Origin of the sequence: Aquimarina sp. AU474, assembly GCF_900312815.1 — a bacterium.
In the GTDB taxonomy this organism is placed as follows: domain Bacteria; phylum Bacteroidota; class Bacteroidia; order Flavobacteriales; family Flavobacteriaceae; genus Aquimarina.
The window spans coordinates 171,271-189,159 of the sequence record NZ_OMPE01000005.1; the positions used below are offsets into that span (position 1 = coordinate 171,271).

The window sequence follows — 17,889 nt, forward strand, 5'->3', positions numbered from 1 at the left end:
GTTTATTTTTTGAGAGTGCGCAGAGTGTCTTTTTTTAGTTATTAAAAAGTCTATATAAATTTTGCCAACATTATAAAAAACGTTTATATTTGCACCCGCAAAACGGCCTCGTAGCATAACTGAATAGTGCACTTGATTACGGCTCAAGAGGTTGCAGGTTTGAATCCTGCCGAGGTCACAAAAATTCTAGAAAACCTGTAACTTAAGTAGTTACAGGTTTTTTTATTTATTTGAATTGATGTTTCTTTTCAAACGCTTAATTACTTGAATTTTGCATTATTACTACAATATAAAAAACACGTAGTTCCTGGGTAATTTTTCTAATAGGATTTTATTTTATGGTATAGAGTAGAAATTATCGAACCCTTAAAATAAGTATTACGAAAAGGCCGAGTTGAACTTTCAATTTTCAACTCGGCCTTTTCATGCTAATAACTAAATCTAGTATGATGATTTACTTTTGATCAGATTCTTCTTCTGAAGCTTTTTCTTTATCTTCTTTCATCATTTTTTGATCTTCTTCTGTAATACGCTTATGCTCGGTCGATATTTGTTGATGCTCCTTCTCCATATTGTCATGCTCACTTTTCATAGATTCATGTTCTGATGTCATCTGTTCTAATGTAATCTCTCCTGAAGCATGTTTTGTTTCTAGTTCGGCATGTTTTTCTAATAATGTTTTATGAGCTGTAATAAGTTCTCCGTGCTTCGTTAATATGTTTTTATGATTTTGCTCCGTTAATACGTGCAGAGAATCATTTTCTACGGCTTTATGACTATCTACCATTTGTTGATGATCATCTTTCATAGCGCCATGTTCTGCTTCCATTTTGCTATGAGACTCTTCCATTTCTGCATGCTTCTCTACCATTGTTTTGTGTTCGGGAGTTTCTGCTGGATTTTGTTTACATGAAACAAAGAAAAAAATTGCTGCAATTACTGTTAATAGACTACGTGTTTTCATGATTTTTTAGTTAACTGGTTTTAAAATTTAGATGTATATAAAACTATTTTTTTTATAAAATATTTCCTTAAATGACTTAAAAATATCTGTCATGATAAAAGGAACGGTTCAAATCTTTAAAAAAAACTATGCTTTCAATTTAATTAAAATATGGTGAATGGATAAAAAAATATTAATTTAGATAAAAGTAAATGAATTCGAGTGCTGTATTATGGAAATTAAGAAGACAAGAAATACCGAAAAGCAAAATCTTGTAAGAGATATTTTATCTAAAACCGAACATACCATGTCTGCCGAAGATATTATAGCTGCTATGCCTATAAAAGTTAATAAAACAACCATTTACAGGATTTTAGATCGATTTTCAGAAAAAGGTGAAGTTCATTTCATTACTGGTAAAAATGGAAAAGCATATTATGCACTTTGTAATAATTGTGGTACATCTCATCAAATTCATAACCATATACATTTTGAGTGTAAAAATTGTAAAGAAGTAACATGTCAACCAAATACTTTACATGTACCAAACTTAAAAGGGTTTACCATACAGGAAACTCAGTTTTTAGTTATTGGTATATGCAATAAATGTAAAGAAAAGTGAAACCACCAGCTCTCCAGCTAGTGGTTTCGTAACTACACATCCTCGACGTAAGTAAGATGACAAATACCTTTTATCTTACAGCTATTGGATAGTTTTCTCCTCTATTATTTACAGAACCTGAAGTTCTTGGTCCATTTCCTCTTGCGTGCATAATTCCTGCTACATGCGGAGATGCCATTGAAGTACCACTTAACGTTGCGTAACCTCCGTTCAAATATGTACTTCTTACACTACTTCCCGTGGCAATAACATCAATTGGATTCATATTAAAATTGGAAAATGATGAAAACCCACGATTACATGTCATAGAAGCAACAGTATAAATGTTACTACCGTTTACACAGGCTGGCTGATAATTGGCCGCGTTAGCACTACTATTACCCGCAGCAATAGCTACTAAAGTCCCCGCGTTTCCTAATGCTAAAAGCGCATTACGGTACGATGAATTATTAGAACAATTAGAACCAAAAAAACCTCCTAAACTTAAATTAGCTACATCACCTGGAAGATCAAATTGACCTACATGATTTATCCCAGAAAGTATCGTAGATGTACTACTTCCTCCACTACATCCGAAAACTCGTACTGGCACTACATTGGCACCTGAAGAAACTCCTACAACACCAATGTTATTATTAACAGCCGCGGCAGTTCCTGCAACATGGGTTCCGTGCCCATTACAATCATTAGGAGATCCGCCTACAAAAGATTTTGCATATCTAGAATCAGTAACTACATTAAGGTCTGGGTGATCCAAGTCGATCCCGCTATCAATTACCCAAATCCACTCGTCTTTACCTGTACCATTAGCAGCACCTCCTGCTCTAGAGATACCACATGGAGTTTGTTGCGCCATTTTTTGTGATGCATCACCAGAAATAACTTCTTCTATTTTAAATTTTGGTAGCTCTACAACTCTATCGTATTCGATGGCCACTACATTAGGATCTTTTGATAGTTTTTGAAACTCATCATCTCCTAATTTAATAGCCATTCCAGAAATCTTAGTAGTATAATAATCTAAGACTTTAGATTGATCTAAATTATTTTCTAATAAAATAGAATTCATCTTTTTAATAGAAACTTCAGAAATTTCTCTTACTGATTTAGCTTTTGCGCTTCTACTAGAAAATGATGATTTCTCAAGAATTTTTGTGGCAGGTTGAATTTTTGAATTTTTGAAAACAACAATATATTGCCCAGGAATAATTTTTCCCTCTGTACTGGTTGGTTTGACAACTGATTCTACAACTCCATCAGAAACGTTTTCATCCTGACAAGAAGTGATTACTAGACCCATAAGTAGAGTACCCAGGGCAAGTTTGCTAAAATTTTTCATTTGAGTTAAATTTGTGTTAGTCCCCAAAAGTATAAATTCAAATAAAAAATTCATTATGGAAAAACCACACTTCAAACCATTAATTTACAGTAGTTTATGTTAAAAAACTGAAATAAAAATACACTTGTTGCAACATTGTTGCTTTAGTGATCATGGCGTTTTAAAGCTTATTTAAGGCATTAAAATTTTTGATTTATTCCTAGTAAAATTCTCTTCTACTTTAATTCCTTTTTTAACTCATTTTAACGTAAATTAACTATAATTTAACCAAAAACATATTTAATAATTACTTGTACCGCCCAACTACGCTTTAATCTACGTTAAACAAATAGATAGTTTTACCTAAATTTTTACAAAAAAAGAAATCTTATAAATATCTTAAGGTTTAAGAATCCAATTAATTCCTATCTTTATCGGGTGCGGATGAATTTTTATAAAAATATTATCTCTATCTTTTTTATCTCAACTTTTCTATTTCTTAGAATTGTTGATGTTCATGTTCTTTCCCACTTTTCAGATGACAATGATCAAGTCGATTGTGAGTTATGTGAAATCATTACAGTATCCAATAAACTTACACCTTACATAGGTAACGCATCTATTGAAGTAGTTCAAAAAACTATCCTAGGTTTTCCTGAATACAAAACCAATTTTTGCTACGAAACATCACAATACAGTATTACACTTCCCGAAAGTGTTTATAACAAACCACCTCCACATTTCTCATCTAGAGTTGTACTTTAATTATTTATATTTTTCAATTTACTGTTTTGATTAATCATCATTGGTATGGTTTAATCATAGGGTTATTTTGGATTTTAAAATAGTATGACTTCTCTCTCTGTAGTTTAGAAAGTTTTCTTTAAACATTTCTAAGACATTCACTATTAATTATTAAAAAAAACAGCTTTCTGATATTTTCAGATAGCTATTAAGTACATCATTTTATAACCTATTAAATCAAACAATTATTATGATTACCAAACAAGAAGTAGAAAATGCTCAAAAAGCATGGGGTCAAGGTGTAGTTCGTATAGGAACTTTGCAATCTGATAAGGAACAATGTAAAACATTTACTCAAAATTTTGTAGATGAGCAATATGATTTTGACACTAAAGAGGTATTGTTCAAACCAACCAAAGCCGGCGTACAGCAATTTAGAATTAATAAAGAAGGGGCTATTTCCTATTTTATTGGTAGTAATTCTAAATATGATGAGGATCAAGGATTTGCTCTTCAACCATGGATCCATGTTAGATTTGAGAATGCAGCTATTATTTTGGAAGAAAATCGCGCACTAGCCATGGGAAATTATTTTTTTACGGATACAAATAATGTAGAGACAAAAGTAGAATACACTTTTGGATATCATAAAAAACCTAATGGAAAATTAAAAATAGATGTACATCATTCGTCTTTGCCGTTTAATGTAGGAGAAAGTGTATGAGTTTTAACAAACTAAAACCTGGCAACTGTTTGTTTCTGATCTGCCCAACGGACCATATAGAAAGTGTTTTGAGTCAAACTTGTTATACAAAAGCATTTTTTTATACGGCCCTTGGGGCCAGTTTCAATTGGGATATTACTACTCAACAAAATCTTATGACATTAATCAAAAATCAAAAAATCACACAGGTCATTTTTGTTACAAAATACACTAATCTTTTCTATAAGGAAGCACTTGACCCAAATAGCGAACCTTTTTATCAGGTTAATGAAACTTTGTTGAAATTGGATAAAACATTACCAAACGACTTCTTGAAGCAAAGTCATCCGATTTTAAGAATAATGTTGCTGGCATCTCGACATTTACAAAGGCAACGTAATCATATTCTAAGAACTTCTATTCTTGGCAAGACTCTTAAACAAAATAATATCACCCCAAAAAGTTTTGTTTATTATCCAAAGAGCGAAATTTTTTATACTCCAGAAAAAATAGAACAAAAAGTGTTACTGTACGGAGATTTATCACCGAACTAATTTAGAGTTTTAAAATGTATGATATATGTTACGAATAACAGTTTTATTTTGCTTGATAAACTATCTTAATGGATGGTCTCAAGAGGAAAAACAAAATTTCCCTCCGGCTGATAAACCCCTAGAGGTTAAAGTATCGAAAGTTAAAGGGGAGATTAAATTAGACGGAAAATTAAATGAATCCGATTGGGTTCATGCGCCCATTGTAGATGATTTTTTTAGGAGAGAACCTAGACAAGGAGGCAATGTCAGATATAAAACGCAGGTTCGATTTCTTTATGATGACAAAAACCTTTATATAGGTGCTTTTTGTAATGATTCTGTAGGAATAAAGGGCATTCGCATACAGGACCTTCGTCGTGACTTTAATTGGGGTGAAAATGATATTTTTGGAATTGCTCTTGACCCACAAAACCTGAAACAATATGCTCAAGGTTTTCAAACTACCCCCTATGGTAACCAGCGAGATTTTCAAAATTTCAATGGAAATAATTTTGACAATGGTTGGAATACATTATGGCGAGTAAGAACCCAGAGAACCGAAAATGGATATTCGGTAGAAATGGCTATTCCTTTTAAATCTCTACGTTACAATCTTCCTGAAGAGGGTAATTTTATCGAACTCGGGTTTACCTTGGTGCGCTACGCAAGAAGGGATATAGAAGTTTCTACTTTTCCGGCCATTCCTCAATCTTTCACCCCATACAGAATGACCTATGCCGCCAAGTTAATTGGGATTGAAGCACCTCCACCATCTACCAATATTAGAATTGAACCATACGCCTTATATCAATATGATGAAACCAAAGAAGGGGATGTATTAACTGATAAATCAAATGAACCAAAAATTGGTTTTGACGCCAAATGGGCTTTAAATCCAAAAACAATTTTAGATCTAACCGTAAATACAGATTTTGCCCAAGCAGATGTAGACCGTGCAGTAAACAATCTAGAACGGTTTAATATTTTTTTTCCAGAGCGAAGACAATTTTTTTTAGAAAATTCTGGTATATGGGCTGGCGGATCACAGCGGTCTATACGTCCCTTTTTTAGTAGACAAGTTGGACTTCAGGGTGAGTTTAATGCTATACCTGCTCCTATTGATGCAGGTATTCGATTCACGCAACGAACAGAAAAAAATGCATTGGCAGCCCTTTTAGTTCGTCAACGAGAAACAGAAAATTCTGCCAGTGCTAATTTTGGAGTATTCAGATATTTAAAAAACTATGGGAGAGAAAATAATATTGGGATTATGCTTACTCATAGGTTAGATGACAGCTATGACGAATTAGGATTAGATAGTACGAATAATACGACTATAACTCTAGATGGACAAATTCGTCCTACCAGTCAATGGGACATACAATATCTTTTATCAACATCATTAGATGAATTAACTGGAGAAACTGGTTTTGCTGGTCGAGTTTTTATAGGGAATGATACTAACAAATATTATTATGGATGGGTTACAGAATATACTGATGCCAACTACAGTCCAAAAATGGGATTTGTTAGGCAAAAAAATGTGATTAGACATAATCCCGGAGGGTATTATATTTGGAGGCCTAAAAAAATTGATTGGATTAGAAGATGGGATCCAGGAATGTTTGTGAATTACAATCATGATGCCACAGATCCTAGTAAATTTCAACAGGCCAGTCTATATATTTTCCCTGTATTTACCTGGTTTAAGGACAATAGTTTTTTAGAAGTTTCCAGTACCCCAACTTGGCAAAATATCAATTTTGATTTTTCTCCTTTAGGGTTAGAAATCGAACAGGATAAATATTTCTATACCCGATTCTTAATACAGTACAATACCGATTTATCCAAAAAATGGTCAGGAGATATTGGTGTGAATTTTGGAGATTTTTATAACGGAACTAGATCTACGATTAACGCTGCGGCTCGTTTTTCTCCTATTCCTCAAACAACACTTTCTTTAAATTATGAATATAATGACATTAATGGTGTTGGTCTCTTACGAGAAGATTTAGAAACTAATCTTTACACGGCAAATCTCAGATTAGCTCTTAATCCCAAAATACAGTTATCAACTTTTTATCAATATAATAGTTTTAATGAGCAGGGACGTTGGAATGTACGGTTTAGTTGGGAATACATGCCATTATCATTTATCTACTTAGTGTTTAACGACACTCAAACTGATGTGTTTGACCCTGTAGAACAAAGTACACAATTCATTAGTAAAATTACTTTTTTAAAACAATTTTAAAAATGTTTAATCTAATCTCTCTTTACACTTTTTCTTTTGCAAGAATTCCGTTTTTTCAAAAGAATCGTTTTTCAACACAATTATCGGAAAAATAATTAAATGACATAAAATGAAAAAAGTAATCCTACTCGCAATCATATTAGCAATCGTCTCATGTAATCACATAGAGCAAGAAGAAAGAGTTTTAGTCCGAGAAAACGGAGATGCTTCATTAGTGATTAATATTCCTAAGGCAGCATGTAAAAAGTGTCAAAAAATAATAGAAGCAGGACTACAAAATGAAAATGGGATTAGACAATCTATTTTAGATTTGAATTCGAAAAACTTGTCCGTCGTTTACACTCCAGAAAAAACAACACCAGAAATACTGAAAGCAACTATAGAAAAATTAGCAAAGCAAATCCCTTGTAAATAACCCAAAACATTTAACAATGAAATTATATAAGATATCGCTACTATTAGGTGTACTATTTTTTTCTACATCTTTTGTAAATCCACATCCAATTAAATTAACATCATCATTAATCGAATACAATCTTAAAACAAGTAATTTAACAATGGAATGTAGGGTCTTCATTGATGATTTTGTGTTTAGTATAAATGATACATTTACCAAAAACATTAATCTAAAAAACCTATCACCAGAAGATAAGAAAGGGGTTGAAAACTATTTTGAAAGATATTATAAAATATCCATAAATGATAAGTTATATCCTCTTAAATATACATCATCAGACGTTATGGAAAAACATAATGTCGTTTCTTTCAAATTTTCGAAAAATGTTCCTGTTATTAAACAGGGAGATCAGATTTGCATTGAAAACACCCTATTTTTTGAAGAATTTGGGTTTCTACAATCAAATAAAATTACTGTCAGAGTTCCTCCCTTTATAACCGAAAATTACTTTGAAGTCACCACACTAGACGAACCAATACCTCTAAATTTATAATACACACATATCAATGGATAATTTAAGTTCTTTTTTTGTTAACGGATGGACTCATATAGTAGATATACATGCATATGATCATTTATTATTTGTAATGACCTTATGCGCAGCTTTTAAACTAGAGCAATGGAAACAGATATTGGTCATTGTTACGGCATTTACTATAGGACATAGCGGGACTCTTATATTAAGTGCATTAGATATAATTCCTGCTAACTCCAAACTAATAGACATGCTAATTCCATTTACGATAATGATAACGGCCTTAGCAAACATCATTAATTATAATAAACATGGTAAATTTTCGGATACTAAAATAAAATACGGAATCGCTCTTGCATTTGGATTGATTCATGGATTAGCCTTTGCTAGTAATTTCAAATTTATGCTATTTAGTGATAGTATTCTTATGCCTTTACTTGCATTTAATGTAGGTATAGAGGTCGGGCAATTGTTTATCGTAGTGCTTTTTATGATTTCCCTATGGCTTTATACAAAATTCATTAGAGGAGAGCATTTTAAATGGAATTTATTTGTTTCAGGCGCAGGTTTCGGGATTGCAGGTACTATTCTATTAAACGCTATTAATGGTAGTTAATGCAAAAAACAAAGAAATTATTCTCATAGTTTTTTCTTGCAAGAAGAAACAAATTACAAGTAAGATAACTTTTTAAACCAGTTTCAAGCATGTATAATCGAATTGCTTTTTATACTTTTCTTTTGATATTTTTAATTTCTTGCCAATACCAAAAACAAAAAAAATATGAACCATCATCCATAATTGATCGAAAAAAAATTGATGCAGTTTTTAACAAAGATGTATCTAAAGTCTTATTAAATCACTTATATGTAGTTGTTGATAGCATTACCTATAGTACTTTAACAAAGAATAATCAATGGATAAGCACATATGCCTCTTTGGATCTCGGGCTCCCCGATTTTGCCCCGGTAAACAATTACTCATCCACATGCTATTTACGAGGACACCAACATTACATTGAAATTTTAGGCCCAAAAAACAAATACAATGAACCGATAGGAAAAAGTGGTATTGGTTTTTCTCTCCAGAATAACAATGAACATTTTCATTTGGACGTAGAACCTAAAATGAAACTGGCAAAAGATTCACTACTATATGCTACAGAAACTGTAAAAATGGCATTGGGGAATCGTAAACATATCTGGTTTAAAGCTTTCTATACGCCAAGCCCCGGAACAGCCTTACATACCTGGTATGCCTTTTACAATCCCGTTTTTTTAGACACTCTTTATAAAAAGCATCATGCTTCGTATTCTCGAGAGGCGTTTCTTGAACCTAGTTATAAAAAGAAAAAACTTTTTAATGGAATTAATGAAATTTATTTAACCTGTATACCCCAGGATTACATACGTATTGCTCAAGAGTTAGGATATTTGAGATGTAAACTTTTGAAAAAAAACAATACAACACTTACTATCAAAGGAGATGATGTTACTGTACATATAAAACAATCGAAAACGATAGAATACAGTAGAATTACCAAAATAATATGTCGATTAAATAACCGAGACAATAGTAGCACTCAATTAGGTAATCTTACTATCAGCAATCAAGATATGGAGTCTGTTTGGACCTTTGATGAACTACACGAAAACAACCTTTAACAAAATTTAATAACACTTAAAACTAAAATAAAATGAATAAAAACACCCATTATCTAGTTATTACCGTAGTACTACTATTTTTTACTTTTACTTCCTGCAAGAAACAGGAAAAAAATCCTAATGAAGAAGATATCAAAAATAAAGATGTCGAAATCCAAGTAGAAACAACCAAACCAAATATTACGTTAGAGAATTTAGAAGGTTCTCCAACTTATGCTGATGCATCTCTTATATTGGACACTCCAGAGGATATAAAAGTAACCGAACCTGGGGAGATGGCATATTCTTTCAAGGTTGAAAATTATGAACTTGGTGCTCAAACTAAGGGATCAAATGCACAAGATTTAGCAAATTCAGGTAAAGGACAACACATACATTTCATTTTAAACAACCAGCCCTATTCTGCTCATTATGAACCAAGTTTTAAAAAAGAAATTCCGGAAGGTGTACACCATTTGGTTGCTTTTTTGAGTCGTTCTTTTCATGAATCGGTAAAAAATGACAACTCGGTTGTTGTTCGTAAGCTTTTTGTAGGAGATAATCCAGAGGATACTTTTGAACTCGATATGAAAGCACCAACCCTCATTTACAGTAGACCAAAAGGAGAATACAAGGGAACAGATGCAGAACAAATTTTGTTAGATTTCTTTGTATTGAACACTACACTTTCAAAAGACGGTCATAAAGTTCGTGCTACTATTAATGATCAAGAATTTATAATTACTGAATGGACTCCAAAAGTAATCAAAGGACTTCCAATGGGTGAAGTTACTATTCAATTGGAATTGTTGGATGAAACCGGAGTATTAATCCCTGGTCCTTTTAATAAAGTTACGCGTAAAATCACACTAACACACTAATGTTTAAAACAAAAAATTCAAAATCAATGAAAAAACTACCTGTGACTGTATTGAGTGGTTTTCTTGGTGCAGGAAAAACAACACTCTTAAATCATATTTTACATAACAAAGAAGGGCTAAAAGTTGCTGTCATCGTCAATGATATGAGTGAAATTAATATTGATGCACAACTTGTTGAAAATGAAAACACTCTCTCTCGTACCGAAGAAAAACTAGTAGAAATGTCTAATGGTTGTATCTGTTGTACCTTGCGAGAAGATCTTATGATTGAAGTAGAAAAACTAGCCAAAGAACAACGATTTGATTACTTGATTATCGAAAGTACTGGTATCTCTGAACCTATTCCTGTAGCTCAAACGTTTAGTTTTGCCAGTGAGGATGGACAACTGGATTTAAGTCAGTTTAGTTACATAGATACAATGGTTACTGTTGTAGATGCTTATCATTTTTTAAAGGATTTTTCAAGTCCACAATATCTAACAGATAGGAACCTAACTAATATTGAGGGAGATAATCGTACGATTGTAAACTTATTAACAGATCAAGTGGAGTTTGCAAACGTGATTTTGTTGAACAAGGTTGATTTGGTAACAGAATCCGAATTGAGAAATTTATATGATATTATTCATAAATTAAATCCAAGTGCTCAAATAATCGCTACCAAAAATTCCCAAGTCTCTTTGCGCGAAGTGATTGACACAGGTTTGTTTGATTTTGAGGAAGCTGAAGCATCAGCGGGGTGGATTCAAGAACTTGAAAATGAACACATCCCCGAAACCGAAGAATATGGAATTGGTTCTTTTGTATATAGAAACCGCAACCCCCTGCATCCACAACGATTTTTAGATTTTGCAACACAGCACTTTCCCTCAAATATTATTCGTAGTAAAGGATTATTCTGGCTTGCATCTCGACCTAACCAAGCCCTTATTTGGGGCTCCGCTGGAGGTTCGATAAAAACTGACTCTGCCGGAGTTTGGTGGGCTTCAATGCCTTTTAATGAAAGAATCAGTTATGCCTCATTTATAGATAATCAAAAGATGATCGAAGCAGAATGGGACGTTAATTTTGGAGATCGTAAAATTGAATTGGTATTTATTGGTCAAAACATCAACGTGAATTTGGTAACCCAGCAACTAGATGCCTGCTTACTTACAGAATCAGAACTTGTTGTTTGGAAAAAAGGACAATTTTCTAAAAATGATCATTGGCCCATTCCTAGTTATCAAGAATCATCAATGTAATACATATGTAAAATATAAGAACACAGACGCTATAAACAACATATCGAGACCTAATTTAGTACTCTAACTATGTTGAGGTTTTTCAAAATAAAATTTTTAATTGTTCGACGTAATTAGAAAAATTAGACTGTATTTCAACGACATGAAGATACTGTTTTAAAAGCCACTTTACCTTTTGAATTTGCCTCTTAATTTTTGGTAAAACTCAGTAATTGTTTATAGCATCTGTATCTTTTTCTTCTAAAGATATCAGTTTAACAATACGAATAATCTTCTCAGAATTTTAAATAATAATCGCCCTACCCTCTGAAGTTTTATTTTTTTGACCATCAAAATAGAAATCTATTCTTCCTAAATATAAGCCGTAACATCCAACCTGATTTACAAGTACAGCTCTATCTTTTCTGTTTTTTACTATTGTCGGTTCTTTAAGAAAGGTATGTGTATGTCCTCCAATGATAAGATCAATATTTTCAGTGGCTTTCGCAAGACTCAAATCACAAACTTTATCGGGTTCATTTTTATAATCATATCCTAAGTGTGATAAACATATTACCAAATCACATTTTTCTGTATTTTTTAATATCGCGCTCATATCTTGAGCAATCTCTATAGGATCGAGATATTTGGTTTCTTTATATAAATCTTTCATTACAAGTCCTTCTAGCGCGATTCCTAGACCAAATATTCCAATTTTAATATTGTCTTTGATTATTATTTCATAGGGTTTTACTAGAGTATCCATAACTGTATTAGTAAAATCATAATTTGCGGAAACAAATTTAAATTCGGCGTATGGCATTTGAGCATGCAACCCTCCAATACCATTATCAAAATCATGATTACCGATGGTTACGACATCATACTTAAGCATACTCATCAGCTTGAATTCTAGTTCACCTCCATAAAAATTAAAATATGGAGTTCCTTGAAAAATATCGCCAGCATCCAACAGCAATGTGTTTGGATTCTCTTTTCTTATATTTTCGATAATTGTTGCTCTTCTTGCTACACCTCCCTTATTAGAATTTCTACCGTCCTCAGGACCAAAAGGATCTATATGGCTATGTACATCGTTTGTATGTAAAATTGTTATCTTCTTCGTTTTGTTCTCAGAAAAAGATGATAAACCAGCTCCTCCTATCGTTAATAAACCTGCCGTTACCGCTGTTTGTTTTACAAATTCTCTTCTTTTCATTTCTTTATTTAATTAGTTCACTTGTAAAAATCTATCATCTATGATCGGTGTAATTGTATCTACTTTTTTAAAATAGTCAATCATTGCATTTCGAATTTTATAATTTAGTTTATGGGCTTTTTCAGCTTGCTCAAAAAAATACATCTCACTACCTCCGTTATATAAATAATCGTTCGTACCTACAAAATAAGTCTCCTCATCACGAATCTTTCTCTCATTGATTAAAGCTTCTACTGCATCAAAATTGGTATCGACAATCAATTTTAATCCCGAAATGGGGTGGGCTATTCGAGATTTCTGTAAATATTTGATCAATTCCTTAATGTGAATACCCTTCATTTCAACAACCACAATGCTATTTTCAAATGGCATAACCTGATAGGCAGTTCGCGTTGTGATATTACCTTTTAAAATAGGCGCTCGTATTCCTCCATGGTTTAATAGTACCATATCAATCTCATTTTTAGTCTTTGATTTAAAAAATGGATTAGCTTGTTCTAATACGATATCGGCCATTAAGTTACCTATAGCAGTATTCAAAATTCCATCTTTTTTGTTGTACGTATGTGGCGCATAAGCCAGAACACTATCAAGAGTGTTATTTACGTGTACTCTGTATGGTTTAATAAAAGCGTCTATATCTGCGTTATCGGGTATGGTTTCATTTATTTCGATTCTCACACCTTCTGCCTTTATGGAATGCTTCTTTTTTTTGCATGATGAAAAATGCATTATCAACATAAGTAAAAAGAAACCTTTGTAAAGTATGTTTTTTATTAGGTAATTATAATAGGTTGGATTATCCATTTGTTACAAAATTTAGTACGGCCTCATTTTAAAAGTTAATGACCAGTTTTAATTCATTTTACTCAACTAATTTACCAATAGCATTTTTTAGTATATAATTGCAGTGATCCACATCGTCTATATTCAGTTCAAGAACACCTGTAATCTCTACAACTTGATCTGTTTTAAACCTTGGTTTTTGTTTAAAAACAACTTCAACAACACTTTCTGGGCCCGCTCCTCCACAAAAAAAACAAGAAGCTCTTGGGTTTTTAGAAATCAGATAGAATTCATCTTCTTCTATGGAAAAATCTAAAAAGTAACCTTTAATACGAATTTGAGCGCCTTGATATGACTTAATAGCTGAGCCGAATCTTGGCTTTAGAAAAATATCGTCATATTTTGCACTATAAACATTATAAAATTTTACATCGGCTAAATCATTCCATGTCAGTTTTTCCTGAGAAAACAGATTGAATTTAGTCAATACAAAAAATAGAACTAAGAAAGCTATTTTATGCATCAGAAATTGTTTTAGAAACGTTTAATTTAAATAACGACAATGAGGCTAAAATTGCAGCTAGCAAAGTTATTAGAATTACTAACACAAGTATAATTAACTCCTTATTATTAGGGAAGTTAAATGCAAAAAAATATCCATATATATTATTTGTGATACTAGAGAAAAACCAGATACTTATTCTTCCTAAAAACCACCCTAATACAGCACCCAACAACGATAAAAAAAGTGCCTCAAGAAATACCAATTTTATTAATTGAAAAGTATTAGCCCCATAGGTTCGTAATAAAGCTAATTCTTGTTTCCTTTCTTTAACCGTTTTTATCAAGTTTATGAATATACTTAGTCCTCCTACCAAAAGTATTGCCATGGCAATACCATTAATGGTACGAAAACCAATTCCTAAAAATCTCATTAACCGCTCGATTTCAAATTTGGGGAGTGCTGCTTGCATTGTAGTTTTTTCATTAATAAATCTAGACATCTGCAAAGCGCCTAGGGGGTTTCTAAATTTGATTAACATAGAAGTAATTTCTCGTAGTTCTTCTTCCTCTTCTTCTTCATGATGATCGTGCGTATCTTTATGCTCATGCACCTCCCAAATACTTTCTAGATTAGTAATAATAAGGTGATCAATAATAGTGCCTGTTGGTTTTAATATTCCGGTAACAGTAAAAGGTTGCTCATCATGGGTTTCTAATTCATTTTCGGCTAGGCCATGAGCACTAGCAAAAGTATCTCCTATTAGTAGATTAGTTTTTTTTGCTACAGCATTTCCCAAGACTACTTCAAATGATTTTTTATGCAACTCCCCCTCTTGCAGGACCGCATTATATTTAGTTAAATATTCATTTGATGTGCCTAAAATTCTATTTCCTTTATAATTATCACCATAAGAAACGGGTATCATTTCTTTAACCATAGGGTTTTTACCAATTTTCAGGGCTTCCTCTAGTGATATGTTTCCGGTAGGATTATCAATATGTAAAAGAGAAGATAGCACAAGTTGCAACGGACTTCCTTTTGCACCGACAACCATATCAAATGGCTTACAATTATTTTCTAAATGTTCGTTAAGCTGATCTCTTACTTGCAATACAAAAATTGCTAACGAAATACTTAGCAGCAATAACGAAACACTTAAAAAAGCATTCAATGGTTTAGAAATCAGATTTTTGTAGGCTAGATATAACAACTTTTATAAAATTATATGATTATCAAAATGAGATTTAACCCTTTGATCATGGGTTATAATCACTAAATTACTTTTACAGATTTGAGCTTCTTTTTTCAGCAGAGAAATAACCTTTTCACAATTAGTATCGTCCAAATTTGATGTAGGTTCATCTGCCAATATAACCTTAGGCTTATGTATTACTCCTAAGGCAATAGACAGGCGTTGTTGTTGCCCTTCACTTAATTGATAAACTCTTTTATCTTGAAGATCTGAGAGTCCTAAATGTATAATTAATTCCTCTTTTCGATACCGATCATTTTTCTTTCCAGAAAGTCGTTCACGTATGGTTAAATTCTCTAGTAATGTTAGAGATTTAATAAAACAAGTTCGTTGAAAAATCAGTCCTATATGTCGCCCCCTGAAATCATCCAATTGCTTTCTCGTAAGTTTATTCAAATACGTATTAGAAATAGAAATACTTCCTTCTTTTGGAGGTAAAAGTCCTGCCAAAAGATGCAACAATGTCGTTTTACCTACACCTGAGGGACCCAAAATCAATATATCTTCCTTTGAGGGCAAATTAATATCTGGAAAACGAAAATTGTGATTTTCTGTATCTCGATATGTAAACTGAAGCGAATCGGTTCGTATCATAACATGATTTTGTCAAAAATATATAAATATTACTAAAGCAACAAAGTTGCATTTATAAAATAATACTATCTTTGCCTGACTAGACAAATACTTTTTCTTTTGAATATATCACACATACGTCGTAACTCAGACACTTTAGGAATTATAGCAAGCAGCTTGTGCGTAATACATTGCTTGGTTACCCCATTCTTTTTTATAGCTCATACAGGATCAATAATTCTTAAAGATTTACATCCTTTTTGGTGGAGATCATTAGACTTTATTTTTCTAGGGCTTTCTTTTATGGCGATCCGTAGATCGACCAAAACCAGTTCTAAACCAGAAATGAAATATGCATTTTGGATAAGTTGGCTACTCTTGTTTATTATTGTTGTAAATGAAAAGCTTGGCATAGTCCCTTTGCCGGAAGAAGCAATTTATATAACCTCTTTGTCATTGGTAGCGTTACATTTCTACAATCTAATATTCTGCCAATGTGAACAAAAATGTTGTAAACCTAATTAATAGTATTATGAAAAGTAAGGAAATAGAATTGATAGGAGACGCACATATTTCTAATACCACAGAAACTCCTTTACGACATGATGCTTTCGAGAAATCAGATTCTGATAAAATCAAGAACATCCAATATCATTTTTCGGAGATAATGAAAGAATTAGGGCTTGATTTAACAGATGATAGTCTTTCGGGAACTCCCTACAGAGTTGCCAAAATGTATGTAAAAGAACTTTTTTATGGTTTGAACCCAAAAAACCGCCCTAAACTTTCAACTTTTGAAAATAAGTATAAGTATCAAAAGATACTAGTTGAGCAAGACATAACGATTGATTCATCATGCGAGCATCATTTCTTACCTATAGTCGGAACCGCTCATGTGGCATATATTCCTAAAGACAAGGTAATAGGATTGTCAAAAATTAATAGATTGGTAGACTATTATTCACATCGCCCTCAAGTGCAAGAAAGACTTTGTCTTCAAATTCTAAAAGACCTACAACAAACTTTAGAAACAGAAGATGTAATTATTGTAGTACATGCTAAACACTTATGTGTTTCTGCGCGAGGAATTAAGGATAAAAGTAGTTTTACTACTACAATTGAGTATGGAGGTAAATTTACAGAACCCTCTCTAAGAAATGAGTTTCTTGGCATTATTAAAAACAATGGTAACTAGTTTTTTTATTGGATAACAAAACGTCATACTTCTCATATAAATCTGAAAATAAAGTTTTAAGGTTTTTTTTAGATGAACCTGTATTACTACCTAAAGTTTTGTTAAAACAAAAAATCTTATTTTAATATTTCTGATCTTTCTACAATGTACCAACGAGTACTCGCACATATCATTACTTTATTAGTTACGGCTGCATTCCTTGTTCCCAGGGTTGTAAACCTGCACGCTTTAAGTCACTTATCCGATGATGATATATCCATTTCTTGTGAACTTTGCGATATTTTGGTGCATTCTCATCAACTTGATTTCATTGAAGAGGACATCTTTAATTTGGAATATGAACTACAAAATATACCGAGTTCATTTGTTGTATTAGTTCAATATAATGCTCCACAAGAAAAGATTGTTTCTCCAACTTCAATTTATAATAAACCTCCGCCTCTTTTATAAGGAATACATCTTCTATTTCAAGAAACCTTCCATAATCTGAATTTATATTCGCGTGGCACTTTTATATATACCAATATAGTATCTGTACATACATATTTGTTGAATTACTTATTGC

The 17,889-nt window shown here is 32.4% G+C and carries 21 protein-coding genes and 1 tRNA gene; 15 read left to right on the forward strand and 7 right to left on the reverse strand.

The window, feature by feature from the left end; genetic code table 11:
• The first annotated feature begins 104 nt into the window (after positions 1-104).
• A tRNA-Arg gene (locus tag DK508_RS03540) sits at positions 105-178 on the forward strand.
• A gap of 276 nt (positions 179-454) precedes the next feature.
• Here DK508_RS03540 and DK508_RS03545 read toward each other — a convergent pair.
• On the reverse strand, positions 455-964 hold the full coding sequence (locus DK508_RS03545; protein WP_109299369.1) for a hypothetical protein: 510 nt from the start codon (positions 962-964) through the stop codon (positions 455-457).
• 211 nt (positions 965-1,175) lie between these two features.
• Between DK508_RS03545 and DK508_RS03550 the strand changes: the two genes are divergently transcribed.
• Entirely contained in the window at positions 1,176-1,565 is a 390-nt protein-coding gene (locus DK508_RS03550) for a Fur family transcriptional regulator (RefSeq protein WP_109299370.1), read from the forward strand.
• Between the two features lie 70 nt (positions 1,566-1,635).
• On the opposite strand, the gene DK508_RS03555 is transcribed toward DK508_RS03550, so the two are convergent.
• The gene (locus DK508_RS03555) at positions 1,636-2,904 is read right to left on the reverse strand and encodes a S8 family serine peptidase (protein WP_160114548.1); all 1,269 of its coding nucleotides are present in this window, start codon (positions 2,902-2,904) and stop codon (positions 1,636-1,638) included.
• 423 nt (positions 2,905-3,327) lie between these two features.
• Between DK508_RS03555 and DK508_RS03560 the strand changes: the two genes are divergently transcribed.
• The 10 genes from DK508_RS03560 (at position 3,328) to DK508_RS03605 (ending at position 11,815) form a co-directional block, all read left to right on the forward strand.
• A complete protein-coding gene (locus DK508_RS03560; RefSeq protein WP_109299372.1) occupies positions 3,328-3,648 on the forward strand; it encodes a hypothetical protein in 321 nt (106 codons plus the stop codon).
• 229 nt (positions 3,649-3,877) lie between these two features.
• Positions 3,878-4,351: a hypothetical protein gene (locus tag DK508_RS03565; protein WP_109299373.1), complete on the forward strand. Its 474-nt coding sequence runs from the start codon at positions 3,878-3,880 to the stop codon at positions 4,349-4,351.
• A gap of 155 nt (positions 4,352-4,506) precedes the next feature.
• Positions 4,507-4,884 (forward strand): hypothetical protein, encoded by a 378-nt coding sequence (locus tag DK508_RS03570; protein ID WP_160114549.1) that lies wholly within the window; start codon positions 4,507-4,509, stop codon positions 4,882-4,884.
• Positions 4,885-4,909: 25 nt separating this feature from the next.
• Complete coding sequence (locus tag DK508_RS03575) at positions 4,910-7,117, forward strand: DUF5916 domain-containing protein (RefSeq protein ID WP_109299375.1); 2,208 nt, start codon at positions 4,910-4,912, stop codon at positions 7,115-7,117.
• Between the two features lie 109 nt (positions 7,118-7,226).
• On the forward strand, positions 7,227-7,532 hold the full coding sequence (locus DK508_RS03580; RefSeq protein WP_109299376.1) for a cation transporter: 306 nt from the start codon (positions 7,227-7,229) through the stop codon (positions 7,530-7,532).
• 16 nt (positions 7,533-7,548) lie between these two features.
• Positions 7,549-8,067, forward strand: coding sequence for a DUF6702 family protein (locus DK508_RS03585; RefSeq protein ID WP_109299377.1), 519 nt, complete (start codon positions 7,549-7,551; stop codon positions 8,065-8,067).
• A 13-nt stretch (positions 8,068-8,080) separates the two neighbouring features.
• Positions 8,081-8,665, forward strand: a complete 585-nt coding sequence (locus tag DK508_RS03590) for a HupE/UreJ family protein (protein ID WP_109299378.1) — start codon at positions 8,081-8,083, stop codon at positions 8,663-8,665.
• Between the two features lie 89 nt (positions 8,666-8,754).
• On the forward strand, positions 8,755-9,711 hold the full coding sequence (locus DK508_RS03595) for a DUF5829 family protein (RefSeq protein WP_109299379.1): 957 nt from the start codon (positions 8,755-8,757) through the stop codon (positions 9,709-9,711).
• Positions 9,712-9,743: 32 nt separating this feature from the next.
• Positions 9,744-10,571, forward strand: a complete 828-nt coding sequence (locus tag DK508_RS03600; protein ID WP_109299380.1) for a hypothetical protein — start codon at positions 9,744-9,746, stop codon at positions 10,569-10,571.
• 26 nt (positions 10,572-10,597) lie between these two features.
• Complete coding sequence (locus tag DK508_RS03605) at positions 10,598-11,815, forward strand: GTP-binding protein (RefSeq protein ID WP_109299589.1); 1,218 nt, start codon at positions 10,598-10,600, stop codon at positions 11,813-11,815.
• A 283-nt stretch (positions 11,816-12,098) separates the two neighbouring features.
• Here DK508_RS03605 and DK508_RS03610 read toward each other — a convergent pair whose 3' ends face one another.
• From DK508_RS03610 to DK508_RS03630, 5 genes are all read right to left on the reverse strand, one after another.
• Positions 12,099-13,013 (reverse strand): bifunctional UDP-sugar hydrolase/5'-nucleotidase, encoded by a 915-nt coding sequence (locus DK508_RS03610; protein ID WP_109299381.1) that lies wholly within the window; start codon positions 13,011-13,013, stop codon positions 12,099-12,101.
• Positions 13,014-13,025: 12 nt separating this feature from the next.
• Entirely contained in the window at positions 13,026-13,694 is a 669-nt protein-coding gene (locus DK508_RS03615) for a 5'-nucleotidase C-terminal domain-containing protein (protein ID WP_235016270.1), read from the reverse strand.
• Between the two features lie 184 nt (positions 13,695-13,878).
• Positions 13,879-14,322, reverse strand: a complete 444-nt coding sequence (locus tag DK508_RS03620; RefSeq protein ID WP_109299383.1) for a hypothetical protein — start codon at positions 14,320-14,322, stop codon at positions 13,879-13,881.
• A complete protein-coding gene (locus DK508_RS03625) occupies positions 14,315-15,475 on the reverse strand; it encodes an FtsX-like permease family protein (protein WP_160114550.1) in 1,161 nt (386 codons plus the stop codon). The genes DK508_RS03620 and DK508_RS03625 overlap by 8 nt, the downstream gene beginning before the upstream one ends.
• Positions 15,476-15,517: 42 nt before the next feature.
• Positions 15,518-16,150, reverse strand: coding sequence for an ABC transporter ATP-binding protein (locus tag DK508_RS03630; protein ID WP_109299385.1), 633 nt, complete (start codon positions 16,148-16,150; stop codon positions 15,518-15,520).
• A 99-nt stretch (positions 16,151-16,249) separates the two neighbouring features.
• Between DK508_RS03630 and DK508_RS03635 the strand changes: the two genes are divergently transcribed.
• The 3 genes from DK508_RS03635 to DK508_RS03645 all read left to right on the forward strand — a co-directional run bounded on the left by DK508_RS03635 (position 16,250) and on the right by DK508_RS03645 (position 17,774).
• Positions 16,250-16,654, forward strand: a complete 405-nt coding sequence (locus DK508_RS03635) for a MerC domain-containing protein (RefSeq protein WP_235016273.1) — start codon at positions 16,250-16,252, stop codon at positions 16,652-16,654.
• A 7-nt stretch (positions 16,655-16,661) separates the two neighbouring features.
• Positions 16,662-17,324, forward strand: a complete 663-nt coding sequence (gene folE / locus DK508_RS03640) for a GTP cyclohydrolase I FolE (protein WP_109299386.1) — start codon at positions 16,662-16,664, stop codon at positions 17,322-17,324.
• Positions 17,325-17,468: 144 nt separating this feature from the next.
• Positions 17,469-17,774, forward strand: coding sequence for a hypothetical protein (locus tag DK508_RS03645; protein WP_235016274.1), 306 nt, complete (start codon positions 17,469-17,471; stop codon positions 17,772-17,774).
• Positions 17,775-17,889: the final 115 nt, after the last annotated feature.